The sequence below is a fragment of the Candidatus Thiodiazotropha endoloripes genome (genome assembly GCF_001708965.1).
Classification (GTDB): Bacteria; Pseudomonadota; Gammaproteobacteria; order Chromatiales; family Chromatiaceae; genus Thiodiazotropha; species Thiodiazotropha endoloripes.
In genome coordinates, this window is the sequence record NZ_LVJW01000003.1 from 248,449 (window position 1) to 266,729 (window position 18,281).

At 50.9% G+C, this 18,281-nt stretch carries 14 protein-coding genes and 1 pseudogene; 2 read left to right on the top strand and 13 right to left on the bottom strand.

What is annotated here, in order from left to right; genetic code table 11:
• Positions 1-258: 258 nt before the first annotated feature.
• The 8 genes and pseudogenes from A3193_RS01140 to A3193_RS01165 form a co-directional block, all read right to left on the bottom strand.
• Positions 259-1,203 (bottom strand): AEC family transporter, encoded by a 945-nt coding sequence (locus tag A3193_RS01140; RefSeq protein ID WP_069004368.1) that lies wholly within the window; start codon positions 1,201-1,203, stop codon positions 259-261.
• A gap of 20 nt (positions 1,204-1,223) precedes the next feature.
• Positions 1,224-1,733 (bottom strand): YbgA family protein, encoded by a 510-nt coding sequence (locus A3193_RS01145; RefSeq protein ID WP_069013831.1) that lies wholly within the window; start codon positions 1,731-1,733, stop codon positions 1,224-1,226.
• Between the two features lie 184 nt (positions 1,734-1,917).
• Complete coding sequence (locus tag A3193_RS20870; RefSeq protein ID WP_268802978.1) at positions 1,918-2,052, bottom strand: hypothetical protein; 135 nt, start codon at positions 2,050-2,052, stop codon at positions 1,918-1,920.
• A 226-nt stretch (positions 2,053-2,278) separates the two neighbouring features.
• A complete protein-coding gene (locus A3193_RS01150) occupies positions 2,279-2,872 on the bottom strand; it encodes an ANTAR domain-containing response regulator (protein ID WP_069013832.1) in 594 nt (197 codons plus the stop codon).
• Positions 2,873-3,114: 242 nt separating this feature from the next.
• Positions 3,115-4,935: a putative bifunctional diguanylate cyclase/phosphodiesterase gene (locus A3193_RS01155; RefSeq protein WP_069013833.1), complete on the bottom strand. Its 1,821-nt coding sequence runs from the start codon at positions 4,933-4,935 to the stop codon at positions 3,115-3,117.
• A 771-nt stretch (positions 4,936-5,706) separates the two neighbouring features.
• Positions 5,707-5,949 (bottom strand): annotated as a pseudogene (locus tag A3193_RS21055) (SLC13 family permease); the annotation flags it as partial.
• Between the two features lie 218 nt (positions 5,950-6,167).
• Positions 6,168-7,076, bottom strand: a complete 909-nt coding sequence (locus tag A3193_RS01160) for a DUF6279 family lipoprotein (RefSeq protein ID WP_069013834.1) — start codon at positions 7,074-7,076, stop codon at positions 6,168-6,170.
• A gap of 20 nt (positions 7,077-7,096) precedes the next feature.
• The gene (locus tag A3193_RS01165; RefSeq protein WP_069013835.1) at positions 7,097-7,747 is read right to left on the bottom strand and encodes a hypothetical protein; all 651 of its coding nucleotides are present in this window, start codon (positions 7,745-7,747) and stop codon (positions 7,097-7,099) included.
• Positions 7,748-7,946: 199 nt separating this feature from the next.
• Between A3193_RS01165 and A3193_RS19965 the strand changes: the two genes are divergently transcribed.
• Positions 7,947-8,126 (top strand): CZB domain-containing protein, encoded by a 180-nt coding sequence (locus tag A3193_RS19965; RefSeq protein WP_071933770.1) that lies wholly within the window; start codon positions 7,947-7,949, stop codon positions 8,124-8,126.
• Between the two features lie 171 nt (positions 8,127-8,297).
• Here the strand turns inward: A3193_RS19965 and A3193_RS01170 are convergent, their stop codons facing one another.
• The 5 genes from A3193_RS01170 to A3193_RS01185 form a co-directional block, all read right to left on the bottom strand.
• Positions 8,298-11,609 carry a bifunctional diguanylate cyclase/phosphodiesterase gene (locus A3193_RS01170; protein WP_083218532.1) on the bottom strand — a complete coding sequence of 1,104 codons (3,312 nt, stop codon included), beginning with the start codon at positions 11,607-11,609 and terminating at the stop codon, positions 8,298-8,300.
• 193 nt (positions 11,610-11,802) lie between these two features.
• Complete coding sequence (locus tag A3193_RS20505) at positions 11,803-11,973, bottom strand: hypothetical protein (RefSeq protein ID WP_155523019.1); 171 nt, start codon at positions 11,971-11,973, stop codon at positions 11,803-11,805.
• Positions 11,974-12,846: 873 nt separating this feature from the next.
• A complete protein-coding gene (locus tag A3193_RS01175) occupies positions 12,847-13,614 on the bottom strand; it encodes a c-type cytochrome (protein ID WP_069013837.1) in 768 nt (255 codons plus the stop codon).
• A complete protein-coding gene (locus A3193_RS01180) occupies positions 13,611-15,326 on the bottom strand; it encodes a sensor domain-containing diguanylate cyclase (protein ID WP_083218243.1) in 1,716 nt (571 codons plus the stop codon). The genes A3193_RS01175 and A3193_RS01180 overlap by 4 nt, the downstream gene beginning before the upstream one ends.
• Positions 15,327-15,453: 127 nt before the next feature.
• Positions 15,454-16,431 (bottom strand): AraC family transcriptional regulator, encoded by a 978-nt coding sequence (locus A3193_RS01185; RefSeq protein WP_069004377.1) that lies wholly within the window; start codon positions 16,429-16,431, stop codon positions 15,454-15,456.
• 224 nt (positions 16,432-16,655) lie between these two features.
• On the opposite strand from A3193_RS01185, the gene A3193_RS01190 reads away from it, so the two are divergent.
• Complete coding sequence (locus A3193_RS01190; RefSeq protein WP_069013838.1) at positions 16,656-18,275, top strand: glutamate synthase-related protein; 1,620 nt, start codon at positions 16,656-16,658, stop codon at positions 18,273-18,275.
• The last annotated feature ends 6 nt before the right edge of the window (positions 18,276-18,281 follow it).

Here is an 18,281-nt window from a genome sequence, read left to right on the forward strand (position 1 = left end):
ACCGATGGTTTCTTTTCTGAGCAAATCAAAAAGGGCTTTGGATTTACCCAAAGCCCTTTTTTTATAATGAATCTATTTTTGCAGATGCAGCAAAAGATATTCACTAGCAATACCATCAGCCACCAGCCCCTGTTTCTGCTGATATGGATTAAAGGAGTCAGAGACCTTTAATTTTGATCGAACAGGATCTCATTGCCAATGGCGATCAGGCCGAAGCTGTCCGGAGAGGATGGCCGCATAGCGGGGCGACAGTTGTAGTTACAGGACGTGGGTCAGAACGCCCCAGCTCAACATGAGATAGACGATCAGCGGTATCACCGCGAAGGCGAGCAGGGTTTGCAAGGTAATGATCGAGGCCATGGTCTCGGTATCGCCCCCCAGCTGTCGGGCCAGGATGTAGGCGGACGGGGCGGTTGGTGTCATGAAGGCGATCACCAGCGCGCCAGCGGCGGCCCCGGTGAGGCCGGTGAGCAGGACCAAACCTGCTGCGGCCAGGGGTTTTACCAGGAACTGCACCAGGGAAGAAGCCAGGGTCGGTCCCAGGTGACCGTGCAATGCCCTGGGCCGCAGGGCGGCGCCCACCGCCAGCAGACCGAAAGGGAGGGCGGCCCGACCGATGATCTCCAGGATCTCCTCACTGGGGCCAGGCAGACCGATGCCGCTCAGGCTCAATGCCCAGCCGATGAGACAGGCGATGATCAGGGGGTTGCCGAGGATATCCCGTGCCAGGCCACCCTTGGGTCGCTGGTGCCTCTCCCCCCAAATCGACAGGGCCATGATGCAGAGGAAGTTGATCAGCAGGATCATGAAACCGGCTGCCACCGCACCCAGGGCGAGCCCGGTGGCCCCGAACAGGGATTGGGCCAGCGCCAGGGCGATATAGGTATTGAAGCGCACGCCCCCTTGAAAGATTGAGGTAAAGGTGGGGCCCGAGACCTTTGGCAGTAGGCGATAGCCGATCACAAGCAGAAGTGCGCTCAACAGCAGCACTCCGACCACCACGCCGAGTATGGCCAGCCAGGGCAGGCCGTCGGTCTGCTGGCGACTCAGGGTATGGATCAAGAGTGCGGGAAAGAGCAGGAAGTAGGTGAGCCGCTCCATCCCCATCCAGGCCTCATCCGGGATAAAGCGTACCTGCTTCAGCGCCAGTCCTAAAAGGATCAGCGTCAGGATGGGCAGCAGGGCGGTGACGATGGATTGCATGGGTGGTGTGACTCTGCCGCTCAAATGTGGTTACGTAGACCCAGATTGTCCGGGTGGGGTTGCAGGTAGACCTGCTTCGCCATGTAGGGATCGGGATGGCGCCGAAAGTAGTGATGCTGCAGGCTGACCGGAACCACCAACGGCGTCTCGCCTCGATACTGTCTGTCGTTCAGCTTCGGGTTGTCGTTACTGTCGATTTCACGTTTCAGGTATCCATTGATGTGATGAAGGACATTCACGTGCCGTTTACGCTTGACGCCACGTTTGAGCGCCAGTATGAGTTCATTGATAACACATTCAGATATAGCATTGATTTCTTTGCTTGGTATGTTGGAAAGCAGGCATCGCATGGGTTGATAGGCGGCCTGGGAGTGGGCCATCAACAGATACTTGTGAATGGTGTGAAACTCGATCAGGCCGGCGGCGCTGATACCCTGTTCCAACAGCTGCTGCCAGCGCTGCAGGAGATAGCTCCGGTTGACGAAGTTTTTATGCAGCACTGTGTCGTTGAGCCGCTCCTCTTCTTTCACCGGTAACAGGGGCAGGCGCTGCTGCCCACCTTGGGGTGTGTCTCAGTCATACCGTAGACCTTAAATCAGAAACTATTTCAAGACCAGCGGTTTCAGAAACTCGGCTATCCCTGACTTCCATAGGGAATATCCGTCAGCTGATTAAAGGGGGGCAGTACCCTTTAATTATTGCCAGCATCAAGTTTCATCCGATCATCGACAAAATTCTGGCTTCCTGCATGAAGATCGGCGCATGTCCGTCGGCAACCGAATTGCTGCCTGAGACACGAGCCTCACCCGCATCGGACTGGTCAGCATAGCACTGGGTTTTTATCAGCAATCACAGCACGTCACGGCAACGTAGTGCAGGTGGCCGGTGATCCGTTGTCTGTTGGAAACCGGAGGGCCTGAAACTGAGCAGAAGAGATCAGAATCAGCGTGAATCCCAGGGTGTTAAATCGATTAAGACTGGATAGTCGGATGTTTCAGGCATATCCCGCTTCCAGTATTCTGCCTTGATATTCAGGAGGGAACGGTTATTCTGCTTATAGCAGACGAAGTTGCCTTCATTCGCTAACCTGGGTGAGCGTTTCCAGCGCATCCAGAATCTCTTGTGCCAATTCAACCAGACTGCGTCGTTGGGAGCGGGCTCTAGTTCGCAGCAGATCGAATGCGTTGGCACGGTTGAGTCGATGTCGTTCCATGAGAATTCCTACTACCGTACCAACGATCTTACCTGTCTCGATAGCCTTGATGTAGTGCTGTTCTTGCCCTTTGAGCTCCTCTGACTCAAAGGACTGCTTAAGTAACGACTCGATGCAGGCAATCAAGCTCGAAACCTGTTCATCCTGTCTGAGCAAGATGGCGGAATCTTCACCAGTCTCGTGCGAATGCAGCGGATCTGGCGCTTGCTGATGCTGGTAAAAGATGAAGGGAGAACCTGAATCCAACAGCGTATCCGCAAGATCCAACCCTATGCTGCCTATCAATCGATTATTGAGAATGACGAGGTTGGGTTTTTCAAGATTGTTCAGTCGTGCTGCGTCCTGTTTGTTGGATGCGGTATATACCCTGTAACCTGTGGTTTCCAGACTGCAGCGCATCGCCTTCAGCGAAGGCTGATTGCTATCCACAAGTAACAGTTTGGCCTGCTTGTTCATACTAAAGCCCGCCAAGTATTCATGATCGTACTTCCTGTACACAATATAGGACTTCGATGTTGACTTCCATGCCCATTCGAATTGTAATACTTTGCGGTATCAGAGTCGTTGATGTCTGTCATCAGCTTGTAGAATAGTCTCTTGAAAATGGCACTACTCATACACTGAGTTTATGAATGTGAAGTGCTTTTTATAGACCTCGAATATATCGAGGTGGTCATATACAACACTGTTCTCTGACGTCAGATGGGATCAAGGCAATCGGTTTCATCAGTCGTTTGTGCCTGCAATCTTCGTTGCGCTTCTTGTAGCAGTTGGGTCAACTCTCCGCTACTCACCGGGGGGCTTATATAATACCCCTGTGCCAGATCACAACCTGACTCCTGTAAAAAGTCGAGTTGTAGCTTGTCCTCAATGCCTTCTGCGGTCACCTTCAGGGAGAGGTCGTGACCCATGTTGATGATGGTTCTGACCAGTTGACGGTCGCAATCACTGGAACTGACGTCGCAAATAAACGAGCGATCGATCTTCAGCTTGTCAATATCGAATCGTTTTATGTAACTGAGTGAAGAGTAACCGGTGCCGAAATCATCAATGGAGATCAAAACACCCATCTGCTTGATGTTCGAAAGCACGTTGAGCGCCTCATGATTTTCAAGCATCAGCACACTTTCAGTGATTTCCAGCTCGAGTGAGGATGGGGGTAGTTTATTGGCATTTAAAGCGAGTCGGACATCACTGTCGAGCCGACCCTCAAGCAGTTGAATGCCTGAGACATTGACAGCGATTCGAAGGTCAATTCCAATCTGCTGGCGCCACTTTGCTAACTGACTGCAGGCAGAGTGGAGCACCCAACTGCCCAGATCATTGATCAGGCCACACTTCTCGGCGATTGGGATGAAGTGGTTTGGCGGAATGGCTCCGATTTCCGGATGGTTCCAACGTGCCAATGCCTCGATGGTGATAATTTTATTGGAAGTCAGATCAATTTGCGGTTGATAGGCCAGCTTCAGGGAATTCTCAGTCAAGGCTTTGCGCAGTTCATTTTCCAGAGTTACCCGCATCTTGTGCTGACTACCCATCTGCGGGGTGTAGAGCATGAAGCGGTTCTTTCCCGCCTCTTTGGCTTGATACATGGCAGTATCTGCATGCCTGACTAGATGCTCGCTGTCTGTGCTGTGTTCAGGATAGAGGCTGATGCCGATACTGGTACTGATATGGATGTCCCGCCGGCCAACACGAAACGGCTGCTGAAAGCAGTCAAGGATCTTGTTTGCCACATTGAGAGCCTTTTCATTATCCTGGATACCAGAGAGGATCACGGTGAACTCATCGCCACCCAGCCTGGCGATGGTATCGGATTGGCGCAGGCTGTTGGTCAGTCGATTGGCAACGGCATTCAACAATTGATCTCCGGTGGTGTGGCCCAGAGAGTCATTGATGTCCTTAAAGCGGTCCAGATCCATGAAAAACAGTGCCACTTTCTGTTTTTCACGCCTGGCCAGGGAGAGGCTCAGATCGAGCCGGTCCGAGAACAGTTGACGATTCGGCAGACCGGTCAGTGAGTCGTAGTAGGCCATCAGATGAATCTGATTGTGGATATCCTTGTGTTTACTCAGGTCTGAGAAAACCGCGGTATAGTGAGTCACATCACCACGCCTGTCGGTCAACGCCTCAATGGATAGCCACTCAGGATAGACTTCCCCGTTTTTTCTGCGATTCCAGATTGTGCCTTGCCAAACTCCATTTTGCTCAAGTTGTTGCCACATGCGCTCGTAGTAATCGGGGCCATGTCGGCCGGATGAGAGCAACTGGGGTTTCTGCCCTAAGGCCTCTTCACGGGAGTAGCCCGTAACTCGGCTGAAGGATTCATTGACGTCAATGATCTGAAGCTTGGCATCAGTTACCAGGATGCCGTCCTTGAACGCGCTGAAAATACGGTTTGCAAGAGCCGGGTCACTATGATTTTTGTTGTTTGAGAATTTCGCCTTGTTCTGTCTCTTGTCGGCGAAGCGCTTGGCCCATCGCGGCTTTGATCCTCGTTTATTCAACCCATTTTTCATATTCGCCGTCCATCGATCGCTACCATGCCGGTCTCAATGAAACAGGGGATTCTGGTAAATAATTACCAATATCTGCCCGTTCAGGAGCCTGCAGTGTTATTCTCGGCGGAGGTTGGGCCGTCTTTGTAAAGCACCTACGTGGCGCTTGTCGTTTCTGTATTGGCGGGTCAAGGGCCAAAATAGGTGTTTGATCTACGACTAGACCAACATCAGATTATCCTGAATCTATAGGTGACATTTCAAGGATTAGTTTATCTCCGATGGCTGATCGGCTGTTTTTTCAAACCAATCATTAGATTTTTTGCCTCAACTTCAATCGAAGACTGAATCATATCCCTGGACAGAGGGTCGATTCGCGCATAAAGCTCCTCTCAAAGAACCAAAGAACAGGGAGGTCCATCATTTAGCGTATATGGAAACTGCTGCCGAGGCTCTATTAAGAGAGAAAGAAGATAACCTAATACGGGTGCCTACTGTGTAATATCAATAAAAATACTTATAGATCAATTGCATAATAACGCTACATATAATGAGTGTCCTCAATTTCTCGAATATCCTCAGTAAATCAAAAGTCAGGTGTAACACTTACAGCGCGATATTACACCCAACCTATCCAATCGGTGAAGAATAGAAGCCATTTCACACTATGTCCATTGATATTCAATGACCTTCCTGGCTCGGCCGACACTATTCTCACTTGTTGGCAGAGAATCACGTGATTGATCAAGCATCTAATGGGAATTCAGTCACTATTAGCCTGATTCTGAAGCTCTAAGAATAATAGAGTGCCGGTAAAATCCAACTATAAGCAAGCCAGATAATCAGAATGAGCGGCAAACCAACCCGCATAAAATCCCAAAATTTATAGTTTCCTGCACGCATGACCAACAGATTTGTCTGATAAGCCATGGGTGTTGCATAACTCATATGGGCGCCAAACAGCATGGCAAGTGCAAAGGGCTCAGGGGAAAGCTGGAGTGTATTCGCAATACTGATCGCAACCGGTGTACCTGTTACAGCGGTAGCATTTTGTCATTAACAGGGCATTTCCATGCGCCAGACTGGCGACAATCGAGTGGGAGTGACCGGTACCCACAGTCAATGACGGGCACTGGCTGGCAACAGCAAGCATAAAGCATTCATCTCTATAGAGAACGAACAGTCGTTTTGGGCAGGACACGGGAAAGGGTTTGCTGCAGATTCAGCACCCGGTTGATAACACAGTTCTCGAATCAAGAAGCTACGGGCACACCGCTGCATGCCAGGTCGTCAAAATCGCCTGCCACAGCTTTGACCTGCCGTTTCAAGTGGTGCTTTTGCGCATCGCTGAGTTGTAGGACTATGGTATAGAGCATGTCGATCGTCACATCGCGATTATGATCCAGGCGCTGTTGGTAAACCGGGGTGCGCAGTGTGCCCGGGTTGGTCAGCAGTTCAGCGAATTCGCGCTGGAAAGCCTCGGGGTCATTGCGGGCGTTCATGATCTCCTGCAGGCGTGACTGCCAGCGCCGCCGTACTTCCAATCCTTGCAGGCCCAGTGGCTGGAACCGCCTGCTCCAGACGACCAGTAGCTGTTCCTGCCGCTCGTCCAATTCGCCGAACCAGCGTTGCAACTCCTTGCTCATGCGTTCTCGGTAGTCATCGCGCAACTCCTCGTCACTGGTGGCTTCGAACTCCTCCAGCCACTCGCTATTGCGTTCCTCAAAGCCTTCGAAGAGTTCCCTGATCTGGGTTTCATCCGCGGTGAGCAGGATAACACCCAGTGCCGGGCTGCCCTGCTGCAGGATGCCCGTCCAGGCCTGTTGGACATGATCGTTGAAGTTTACCAGTTCGGTCCGGATCAGATCGTCGCTTCGGAAGCGTCTATCGACTTCGCGCAACAGTTGCGCATAGCTGGTGACCTGGGTGCTGCAATGCCAGTGGAGGAAATTCTCGACGCCCGCTTCCAGCAGGCTGTCCTGGTTATCGGACAGGGGCATGTAAGAGCTGAGGTAATGCGGCAACAGCCAGTCGAGGTTGTTATAGGCCAGCTGGATACGACTGCAGGACGAAAGCAGCAGCGCCAGCAGGAGTGCTTGTAAAATTCGCAACAGCTGGCCCGGTCTGCTGCTGTTGCCGATACGGAACGGGTTGTACTGCATATCGCCTGCTCCGAGCGGGGTTATTGCGAGGTCTTAAGCGACATGCGATAACCGGCTGCTGTGAGTATCCAACCGGCCACCAGCGCCGCCATGATCGCTTTCATCTGCCCGATGGCAAAGCCGCGGCTGCCCGTGGCCAGCATTTTTTCCGGATCCAGGGCAAAGGAGGGCATGCCGCCAACGCCGCACAGGTTCCAGGCGACAACAGCGAAGCACAGATAGCCGGCGCCCTGCAAGTCCGCGCCTAGGCGCGCCTCGGGTGGCAGGCTGGCCCGATGCCTGCCCCAAAACCAGAGGGTTGCCAGCACCAGCACCAGAATAATGTAGCCGCCGGTGCCGAAAAAATAGGGGCTGGGTGCCCGCCCTGCGATTCCCGGCACCAGGATGGCCGACAGGGCGACAAACAGTGCGGTGATCGCAAACAGCAGGCGTTTTCCGGCTGCGGGTTCGCTCGCCATGAACATGCCGGTGGCACAGACAGCCATGCCCAGTGGAAATCCGAAGGCGAAAGAGAGAAAGGTCAGCCAACCTGTTGCGCCGTGTTTGGCCAGAAAGGCCTGGTCTCCCAGGCTGACAAGCTCGTCCTGGATGAAGTTTCCGGCGAGCACGCTGGTCAACACTACGACCAGCCCGATCGCGAAGACCCACTGTCCTTGATGTTGAATGTGCATGGCTGTGTCCCCAAACTGCAAATTTTCTGCAAGTATAACCGAATCTTGTGAAAAACTGACTTGCCGGTGCCTGGTGCAGTTGCAGGATGGCAGGGTGATCCAGGACTATAGCCTGTGCACGCAGACAGAGAATGAGCTCTTCCCATGATTAGCAGAGTGTTCGCTGAAGATATGGTTGCAGTACTGTTGATTTTCCGATGTGTCATCACTTGATGAAAAAGTGGCGTTTTCACACCCTGCATGCAGATTCGGCAAATGGTATGACACAGTGGGTGTTTATGAACTGGAGCATTTGCCTGAATTCTTGCAGATTGAAGCGCTACAAAAGGAACTGCACGATACGATCAAATCTATCAGTTCAACTGAAATACCAGGGTGATGTAGAAGGCCCTGACTAAGGCAATTGGATAAGTTGCCCCGCTGCCCCGGTAAATTGTGGTGTTGACCGGTTAACTTGGAAAGCAGTTTTCAGAAATAAACACTCGACCTTGGCAGGCTGTTTTTTCGGGGTAAATGCAATACAAACATTTATTCCGCTGACCAGCCCTTTTTATGTCTTTAATTCATTCCAAAAACGTGTACTCTGGTTGGCGGACCAGTTAGTACTCTCATTCAGGAAACGCTCTTCGAATTCCTTAGCAGCCACAGGCTGGCTGAAATAAAATCCCTGGAATGCTTGGCAGCCAAAATCGATCAATTGATCGAGGACATCCTTGTTTTCAACGCCTTCAGCCACGGTTTCCATGCCGAGTTGGGTGGCCAGCTTAATGATGGTCTCAACCACCGCAGCATCATTGGGATCATCAAGCATGTCATGGATAAATGAGCGATCGATCTTGATTTCACTGATGGGCAGACGTTTCAGGTAGGCCAGGGATGAATAACCAGTGCCAAAATCGTCAATGGAAAAGCGTACACCGGACGTTTTCAGCTCTTTCATCTTTAATGCCGTTGCATTGATATCATGCAATAACATGCTTTCAGTAATTTCAAGAGTCAGGACAGATGGGTCAGTGCCTGTTTGGCTGATGATATCCAGGATATTTTGCACAAAATTATCCTGATTGAATTGAACGGCGCTGACATTGACCGAGATGCGTTGAACTGCTTTCTCGGCATAGGTTTTTTTCCATGCCAACTGCTTGAGCAAAGAGTGGCGCAGGACAAAGTTGTTGATTGGCTGGATTAAACCGCTCTCCTCGGCCAGATGTATAAAATCTCCCGGTTGTATGATTTTGTCGTCTGCCTTTTTCCAACGTACCAAAGATTCCATGCCGACTAATTGCATGGAGCTGTCAAACTGAGGTTGGAAATAAACCTTGAACTGGTTTTCTTCAATAGCATGATGCAGTTCATCAAGCAGGTACATGCGTGCCTCAATATTTTTCTGCATGCTTAGTGAGAAGAATCTGAATGTATTGCGTCCGGCTTCCTTGGCTTGGTACATGGCGGTATCAGCCTGGCGTAAAATGTCATCGGCTGTTTCATCTGACGTAGGAAAGACACTAATACCGATACTGGTAGTTGTACGAATCTCATGCCCGTCAATCAGGTAGGGCTGGGCGATCGTTTCGTTAAGTTTATCCGCAACCTGTTTGATATCGGCTATCGCTTTTTCCAGCGTGTTGCCTGATTCGGATAGCAATACAACAAATTCATCGCCACCAAGCCGTGCTACAGTGTCTTCATCCCGGACATCTTTGAGCATGCGTTGAGCAACTTCCTGCAGCAGTGAATCTCCAACAGAGTGACCAAGCGTGTCATTGACCTGTTTGAAGTTATCCAGGTCGATGAAAAGAATTGCGCCGAGATGATTGTGACGTTTACAACGAGAGATGGTCTGTTGCAGGCGAGTCAGCAGCGTAAGTCGGTTCGGCAGGTTGGTCAGGTGATCATAAGATGCTTGGAATTTGATCAGTCTTTCCGCCTCACGCTGACGTGTCACATCTTCTATCATCAGGATATAACCTTGCAGTTCCTGGTTATCATCCCTGATTGGCGAGATCCTGGCGTCCAGGTATCGAGTTTCATCCTTGATTGGCAGGTTCAGTTGAAAACGATACTCTCCCTTCTCCTGCGCTATCTGCATGGCTGCTTTAAAACGGTTTTTGCTTTCAGAGCCGTGTCCTGCATGAAATATGTGGATGCTTTGATCTTTCAGCTGGTTGGGCTCCATTCCGAAAATACGAGCGGCTGATTCGTTGAAATAATTGATCTTTAGGCTGGTGTCTGTGGCAATTAAACCAATATTGACCGAAGCGCTGAGCACGCTGTTTAGGTAAGTGGTTTTTTCACGTAACCCATTTTCTGCATTACGCCATTCAGTGATATCGCGCCATATACAAAACAGAGCGAAATCATTCTCAAAGGGAATGCGCGTCAGTGATACCTCGATCAATAGCGGGGTGCCATCTTTCTTTAAATGTTGCCATTCAAATCTGTGGTAACCGGTTTTATAAGCCTGTTCCATCATGTCATTGGCTTTGTCGATTGATGGCTGGCCGTCAGGCTGCTTATCGGGCGACAAAACGGACGGGTGTATTTGCTGAAGTGCCAGTGAGCTTTCGTAGCCTAGAAGACGGGCGGCAGAATCATTGGCGATGACAAAGGTGTTTTTACGAATAACCAGCATGGGTTCTTCGGGGCGTTCGAACAGCAAGCGGTATTTTTCCTCACTTTGACTTAACTGCTCTTTTTTCAATCTGAGCAATTCTGACTGCTGTTGTAATTTCTTGTTTTTCTTTGAGGTAAGCCAGGTATACAGGATAAGGCTGGCAATCAGTGACAGGAACAGAATAACAATGGTCGATATAATGACTTGTTTGTAACGTCCATAAAAACCGGTTCGTGGATTTAGTATGGTTACCTTGTTAGCGATGGTTGCGGGTAATTTTAGATTAAGTGCCTGCAGAGTGGGGTCGGAAAAAATATATTCGTTTGGGCTTTTTGTAATTGGCGGCAGTTCTGTGATCTTTACCCCGTTTATAAAAGCTTTTACCAGGGAAGCTGCTGACATTCCCTGGGCCTTTCCGCTGGTGACATAACCTCCGAGTACGCCATCAAACAGGTAGGCATCTTCCATGCTGATGACAATCTCTGATCCGGAGGTAACGATCTTTTTTATCGTGTCGTTGAGTTTCAGGGTTGATCCGCTGTTATCCCGCATGGCACCGAGCGTAGTCAGTAAAACCAGTGGTTTTTCTACCGAGCTGAGATGTTTGGTGATGTTATCGATGTTGTTGTCAGCTAAAAAAATCGTTTTCGGGAATTGCGCTGTTGACAGTTTTTTTCGCAGTTCACGCTCGATCGCCTGGTAGGTGTTGGAGTTGTCCCCAACGATGAAAACCTGATCAGGCTGGCCGAACAGCTGTTGCACCAGTTCCAGGTTAGAGCCGATTTCCTTTTTTTCGAATACGCCTGTCTGTAATGCAGGATCGAGTTTTTCCTGTATCGAATAGTCGTTGACCCCGGAAAAAACCAATGGTGTTTCCGGAAATAAATTCACCAGGTGGGTCAAACCGAAATTCAGGCCGTTGTCATCTGTGACATAAATGACATCCGGTCTGAAGTCTTGGTATTTAATCTGAAGATACTGCTCGAACCAGTCGGCATAGCTGTTGTTGTAGTCGGTGCGTTTGCTATCCAGGTATTCAGTTTTGATGATGGTTTGTGCTGGCTGCTCTTGTTGCAGTCCATCGATAAAACCTTCATGCTGGCCTTTGGTCCAGGGGTATTCCTGACTATACGAGTGTATGATAAGAATGCGGCTGGCATCCGCTGCTATCGCCAGGATCGGGCAAAAAAATAGTAGAGTGGTCGCTAAAATAGAACCTGGCATGAAATATTTAGGGGGAAATAGCATTTTTGTTTCTGAATAAACAATAATGTTTTCAATCGTTCCGGTATTTCCGGTTACTGCCTGGCTCAGCCTGGGGGTTTTGAAAAGACTGAAAAGCTTTTAAATAATATGGTTATTAAATAATAGCAGACCTGCTGATACAGTTTGTATCTTCAATTTATTAACAGACGTTCTCCTGAGTGAAATCAATATTTGTTTATTCTTCTTCAGCCGCGAAGAGCTTATCGGCTCCAGTCACAACATCGGTCGCCACCCTGATTTGCCCCTGCTGGCTTTCGAAAATCTCTGGTAGATCCTGAAGGTGGGCAATCCCTGGATCAGGGTGGTGAAAAATCGCTTCAAAAACAGAGACATCTACTGGTTCCAAGCCTATGTTTCGCCGTCTATGAGGGAGAACACCCCAGCGGTTACCAGTCGGTCAGGCATGCGCCCACCCATGAGCAGCTAAAACGCGCTAAAAACCTCTACCAACTGGTCAACTGGAAAGAGGGCGGTAACGGGCTGCTGGGTAGACTCCAGTTTTGCTTCAACTAGGCCCAGCCGGCCTTTGACATCACGTCCGCCATCATCCTGACTGGGGTCGGAGTCGGCATCCTCAGCGGACAGCTTTCGTCCTTATATGGTCTGCTGTCCCTGATTGCCGGACTACCGCCGGCGCTCCTCATCGCACATCTGGTGACACGTCCCCTCGCTACACTGTGAAAAACTGCCAAACAATACGCAGACAACGATCTCCTGGAATTCGTCTACTCCGGCAGAGGGGACAGGTGGCAACCACAGTGGAGCATGCACTGCTGATGCAGCAGTCGAAGCTCTAAGCCGTGGAGGGGCGGCATCAATAGGTTGCCCAATCTCTGATGCAGGCGGTCACCTCCTCGACCAGTAGACTGGGGATTTCCTCTGCGTCGACAGGGTGTTGCGATACATTGACAAGATCTCTGAGCAGACCAACCAGCTGGTACTCAACGCCCCCATGGAGGCCACGAGAGCCGGGAAGCTGTTCGGTGGCAGTTTGGTGGGGAGGACGGAAGTTGTGAATCCGGTGTTTGGTTCTGGGATAGATAAGCGGTGGATTGAAACAAGTGGTGTACTTGCAATATCCGCTTTTCGCACTATTCCTAATGATTCGGTGCGTTCGTTGAGTATTTCAAAGTGTCCCCGATAAGCTCTACTGCAAGCGTTGGAAGTACAAAATAGGATTTATATTTTCAACTACCCTGGGAATAATGCCCCGAGGTATTCACTGTTTTGGCAGCTCCTGAGAGTATCTGAGGATATCCACTTGCTGTTGTATATTGAGTGCGAGTACCGAGATCATCTGCTCACCGGGGTGGCCGTTACGTATCTTGTGCAATACTTCCCACGGATTCCTGTTGGCTACGGTTCCAACGAACTCGGGCTTGTTGAATGTCTTGAAATTGATCTTTCTGCCCTTGGTACCATGACAGATAGCGCATAGGGAGTTGTACAGGGGCTTGCCCTTTCCCGGTGTTCCCTTGGCCTTTCCAGTATCACGGTCAATGTAGGCGTTCATATCCACTTGACCGCGGCTGATGAACAGTGCCAAAGCGGATAAGGTGTCATCGTCAATCATGCGCTGATCGTAACCATGACTGTCGCCACGGATGATCGCAGCGATGCTGTCGTGACTTGCCCCCTGCATGTCTCGTATACCCTTGATGCCCGTGTAATGAGACCCTGAGCCATAGGCTCCCTGGTTGCCAAGGTAGTCCCAGCCGTGGCATTCCTTGCAACGCCATGTGGTCAGTCCCCGTTTCTTGCCAGCGGCCGGGTAGAGGGGGTGGTTGTGGTGGAACTCCTGAATGCTCAGACCGCGCTGCTTCCGTTCTTTCTTATCAATCAGGTTCATCCAGTTGTCGTAGGCACGCCCTCCCAGTGCCAGATAATACTCCTCGTCTTCGTGTTCGGAAGTGGCGACAGCAATAGTCTGTATGATCAGTCCAATGCAGAACAAGAGTGTTGCGCTCAGTTTGATCCAGTCAGTCATGTTTCGTCTCCATCGTCCGGTTGCTGATCGCTATCTCTCGAGACTGCGAGGACAGCACGATTACGCCCCTGGTTTTTCGCCTCATAGAGCGCTTGGTCGGCCTGCTTCATGAAAGTATTGATGTCGCGGATGGGTTTTTGGCCAAGGGTGCAGGCCACACCCAGACTGATGGTGACCTGGAGTTCGTCAACCCGGGCCTGTTCCACACGGCGACGCAACTTCTCGGCAAACACCATGGCTCCCTCATTATTGGTGTGTGGCAGAATGATGCAGAACTCCTCACCGCCATAACGGCAGGGATGGTCGGTTTCACGGCAGGTGTTCATACAGAGACCACCCAGGGTGGACAAAACCCTGTCGCCTTGGTCGTGGCCGTAGGTGTCGTTGAAATGCTTGAAGTGGTCCACATCAAACAAGACAATGGACAACGGGGAATGGTGCCGGTTCGCCAGGTGCAACTGCTTCTTGAGGGTTTTTTCCAGGCTGCGCCGGTTGTAGAGGCCGGTCAGTTGATCATTGAAGGAGAGTTGACGAAGTTCGGATTCCAGGCGCTTTTGCTCTGTTACGTCCTGAATCAGGGCAGCAGAGCCAATGGGTTCACCGTCGCTACGGCGTATACGGGCCGCGTAGATCTGCAGTAACCGATCGTTGAATTTGAGGATTTTGCTATCCTCGACCTTCCCGTCCATTAGCTGTTGCAGCACGTCGGGTTGATCCGCAAGATGTTTGAAGCCCTCCCGAATGATTTGTCCCATACTTTTACCGAGCAGCCGCTCGGCCGCCGGATTGACCAGCACGACGCGGTCGTCGTGGTCAGTGACCACAATTCCCTCGCTGGAGCTGAGGATGATGGTGGTTAGCTTATCCTGTTCCCGTTGCAGGCCGGTATAGGTCTGTAACAGTCTCTCGATCATGCTGTTGAAGCTGCGTGCCATGCGGCCGAGTTCATCATTGCCAAGTACAGGCACCTGTTGGGTAAAATCACCCTCTTCAACCTGCCTCATGGCCTTGGTCACCGACTGGACCGGTACAATGATGGCTCGGCGCATCAGTGCCGCAGTAATCAGCAGCATAATCAGTAGAAATATTCCGAGGACGACTAAAGCGGTTTGCCAGGTCTTTTCTATTTCGTCATGGGTGGCCTGCAGGGAGGAGGTCAGTTTGATGACACCAAGTACTTGATCCCCCTGTTCATGGCAGCGATGGCAGCCCTCGTCATTGACGAGTGGTTTCAGAAAGGTTATCAAGGGTTCCCCATTGCTAGCTTGCTCATTGTATAGAACGGTCTGTTCTTCCTGAACTGTCCTGCGGAATTCAGGGGTTTCCGGGGCGATTACCTGTCGCTCGGTTTCCTCACCCCTGGGGGTGAACAGCTCCTCACCCTTGTTCCAGTTGACCTGGTGAATGGTGTTGTTATCAAGGAAGGCCTGCTTGCCGTCTGTTCGGAGAATTATAAATTCAGTGACATCTGGAGCTTCCAATAATTGACGGGCATACTTCTCGGCGGCTTCAGCGGAACCGGTGATCATGATGAAGTGCAGGCCTCTGTCTACGCTGTTCAACAGCTCCTGGCGCCCCTTGGTGTACTGTTCGAGAATGCTCTGTTTCTCGCTCCAGGTATAGAACAGCACCATACCGAGAAGGCTGACCAGCGCGGAAACCCCAACCACAACCAGAATCTTGTTTCCGATGTGATCCCGAATGAGTCGCACGATCTCCCCCTATTCTGCTTGTGTTTAATAGTAACTATACATAAAAATGTGGAAATTTCTTGAATAATGGCAACATGCGGATGATCCATTATTTGCTGTGGTTACATTCGGCCTGACTGAAAAACCCTTATTGATTCGATGGAGGGTCTTCGGAGCTCAGGATTCTCCGTCGGGCACGACTGATAAACGAATCCCGGCTTTTGTTGCGGAGTTGCCTGGGTGTATTCCCTGTGAAACTTTTATAGGCTTTTCTGAAAGAGGCTGCTGATTGGTACCCACATTTCCCGGCAATTTTCTCGATGTTGAGCGTGGTGTTTTTCAGCAGGTTGGTGGCTTCCTGCATGCGCCATGAGGTCAGGTATTTGACTGGCGGCATTCCCACGTATTCATGAAATTTTTGGGCGAAGGCTGTACGGCTCATACCAATTGTTCGGGCCAGATCTTCCAGGGTCCACTCCTCATTGAATCGGGTATGGATCAATTGCAGGGCGTGGCCAATTTGCGGAGTGATCAATGCCTTGAGGTAACCCTGTGACAGGTTGGCGGAATAACAATTGCGCAGCAGGTGCAGCAACAGCAGGCGCGCCAGGTCACGAAGTGCGATATTGCGCCCAGGGTTGTTGTTCTTCAGTTCGATAAGGATTGTGTCTATGACATGGGCGATGCCATCAGTCGTTGGGTTGTTGCGTGCATCAGTCAGCAGAACGATATCGGGCATATCATTTAACAGCAACTGTGCGGCATCCGATTCAAATTCATAAAAGCCGCATAAAACGCTGGTCAAACTCTCCTGTTTTATACAGTCTTTTGGTTGGTTGATGTTTTCCCTGTTCTGTGGTTTTCGACTATTTGCGAGTACATGGTGAGAATCATGCGGAAACATCACCAGGTCACCAGCCTGGATTAACCGGGGTTCTGTGCCATCCATGTGTACCCATGCCTGACCATTGTCGACGAGATAGAAGGGGATCTGTCCGGTGCCTGCAATATCAATGGCCCATTCTTCGCAATAGCTGCGGTGCATGAAAATTCGTGCCTGCAGATGAGTCCTGGTCAGAAAATGGGTTAATGCATCATCTTTGATGTCGTTATTGGGATCATGCATTTCCATATTGATTAAATGTACGTTTGGTTAAATAAAGTGGACGATGGGTATCGATATTTTCTGTCGAAATCATCACTGAAAATATATCATATAAAGCCAACTTAAGATCCTATGTGCAATAATCAGTTGACGGTTCCATACAAATTTAAAAAAAATTACGTTTCCGCACCTGTTACAGATTACGTTGTATCTGCATTAATAATTCAAAAAAAGAGGACCATTACATGAATAAAATCCCAATTGCCCAGTGGTCTGAACTAGGGCCGGAAAAGCCAGCTTATGCTTTAGTTGCTGATGTGGATCTGGTGATCGTGCGCTGGCCTGATGAGGAGCAGGTCTCGGTGCTCTATGGTCGTTGTGCGCACCGCGGCGCACTGATGTCGGACGGCCGCATCGAGGGCAACAATATTGTCTGCGGCCTGCATGACTGGGACTACGAATACAAAACCGGGATCAGCTCTTACAACTCATCGGAAAAGCTGCACCGTTTCAAAGCCTGGATCGAAGCTGGCCAGGTCTGGGTGGATGAAGACGAAATTCGCCAATGGACGCAAACCAATCCGCAACCATACAACCGTGAAGCCTACCAGGGACTGTATCAGGACATTCACGGCGCGCCAGAAGAACCGCATACCAAATACATCCAGCATCTGGCCGAGCACGGCCTCTCCAAGGTCGGTCATCATGGTCGTGTCGGTGCCATGGGCGTGCCGCGTGACCTGTTGCCCAAGTGGGAGGAGATCCAGATACTCACCGCGCAACTGCACAAGGTACCGATGCTCGATGACGATCCGGTCGGCACTGAAGTCGTCATCGGTCCCAATGCCGAAAAACCGCTGAAACTGGATCGGCCCTTGTTTGTGTCGGACATGAGTTTCGGTGCCCTGTCGGAAGAAGCCAAGGTGGCTTTGGCGATGGGGGCTGAAATGGCCGGCACCGGCATCTGTTCCGGAGAAGGCGGTATGCTGCCCGACGAGCAACAGGCCAACAGCCACTATCTGTATGAATTGGCCTCGGCACGTTTTGGTTATTCCATGGATAAGGTCAAACAATGCCAGGCCTTCCATTTCAAATGCGGTCAGGGTGCCAAAACCGGTACTGGCGGTCATCTGCCTGGCAGCAAGGTCAAGGGCAAGATTGCCGAAGTGCGCGGTCTCAACGAAGGTGAGTCTGCGATTTCGCCCGCGCGTTTCCCCGACTGGGACAACATCGACGAATATCGCCGTTTCGCCGCGGTAGTGCGAGATAATACCGGTGGCATTCCCATTGGCGTGAAACTGTCGGCCCAGCACATTGAACGTGATATCGAAGCGGCACTGCAGATCGGTGTGGACTACATCATTCTGGATGGACGCGGCGGCGGCACAGGGGCTGCGCCATTGATTTTCCGTGACAATATTTCCGTACCGACCATTCCTGCTCTGGCGCGTGCGCGCCGTTATCTTGATAAAAAAGGCCGTAACGATGTGTCACTGGTGATTACCGGCGGGCTGCGCCTGCCGGCAGATTTCATCAAGGCCATGGCTTTGGGAGCGGACGCCATTGCCGTGTCCAACTCGGCGATTCAGGCGATTGGCTGTCTGGGCATGCGTGCCTGCCACACCAACAACTGTCCGGTCGGTATCGCCACGCAGAAACCGGAATTGCGCAAACGTCTCAAAATCGAAAAAGGGGCCAATCAGCTAAATAATTTTTTCCGGGCTTCAACCGAGCTCATGCAGGTCATGGCGCGCGCCTGTGGCCATGACCATCTCAGCAAGTTCTGCATTGATGACCTGAGCACATTTGACCGGGACATTGCGCATCTGACCGGCATTGAATACGCGGGTGTGAAGCTGGACTGACGTTTA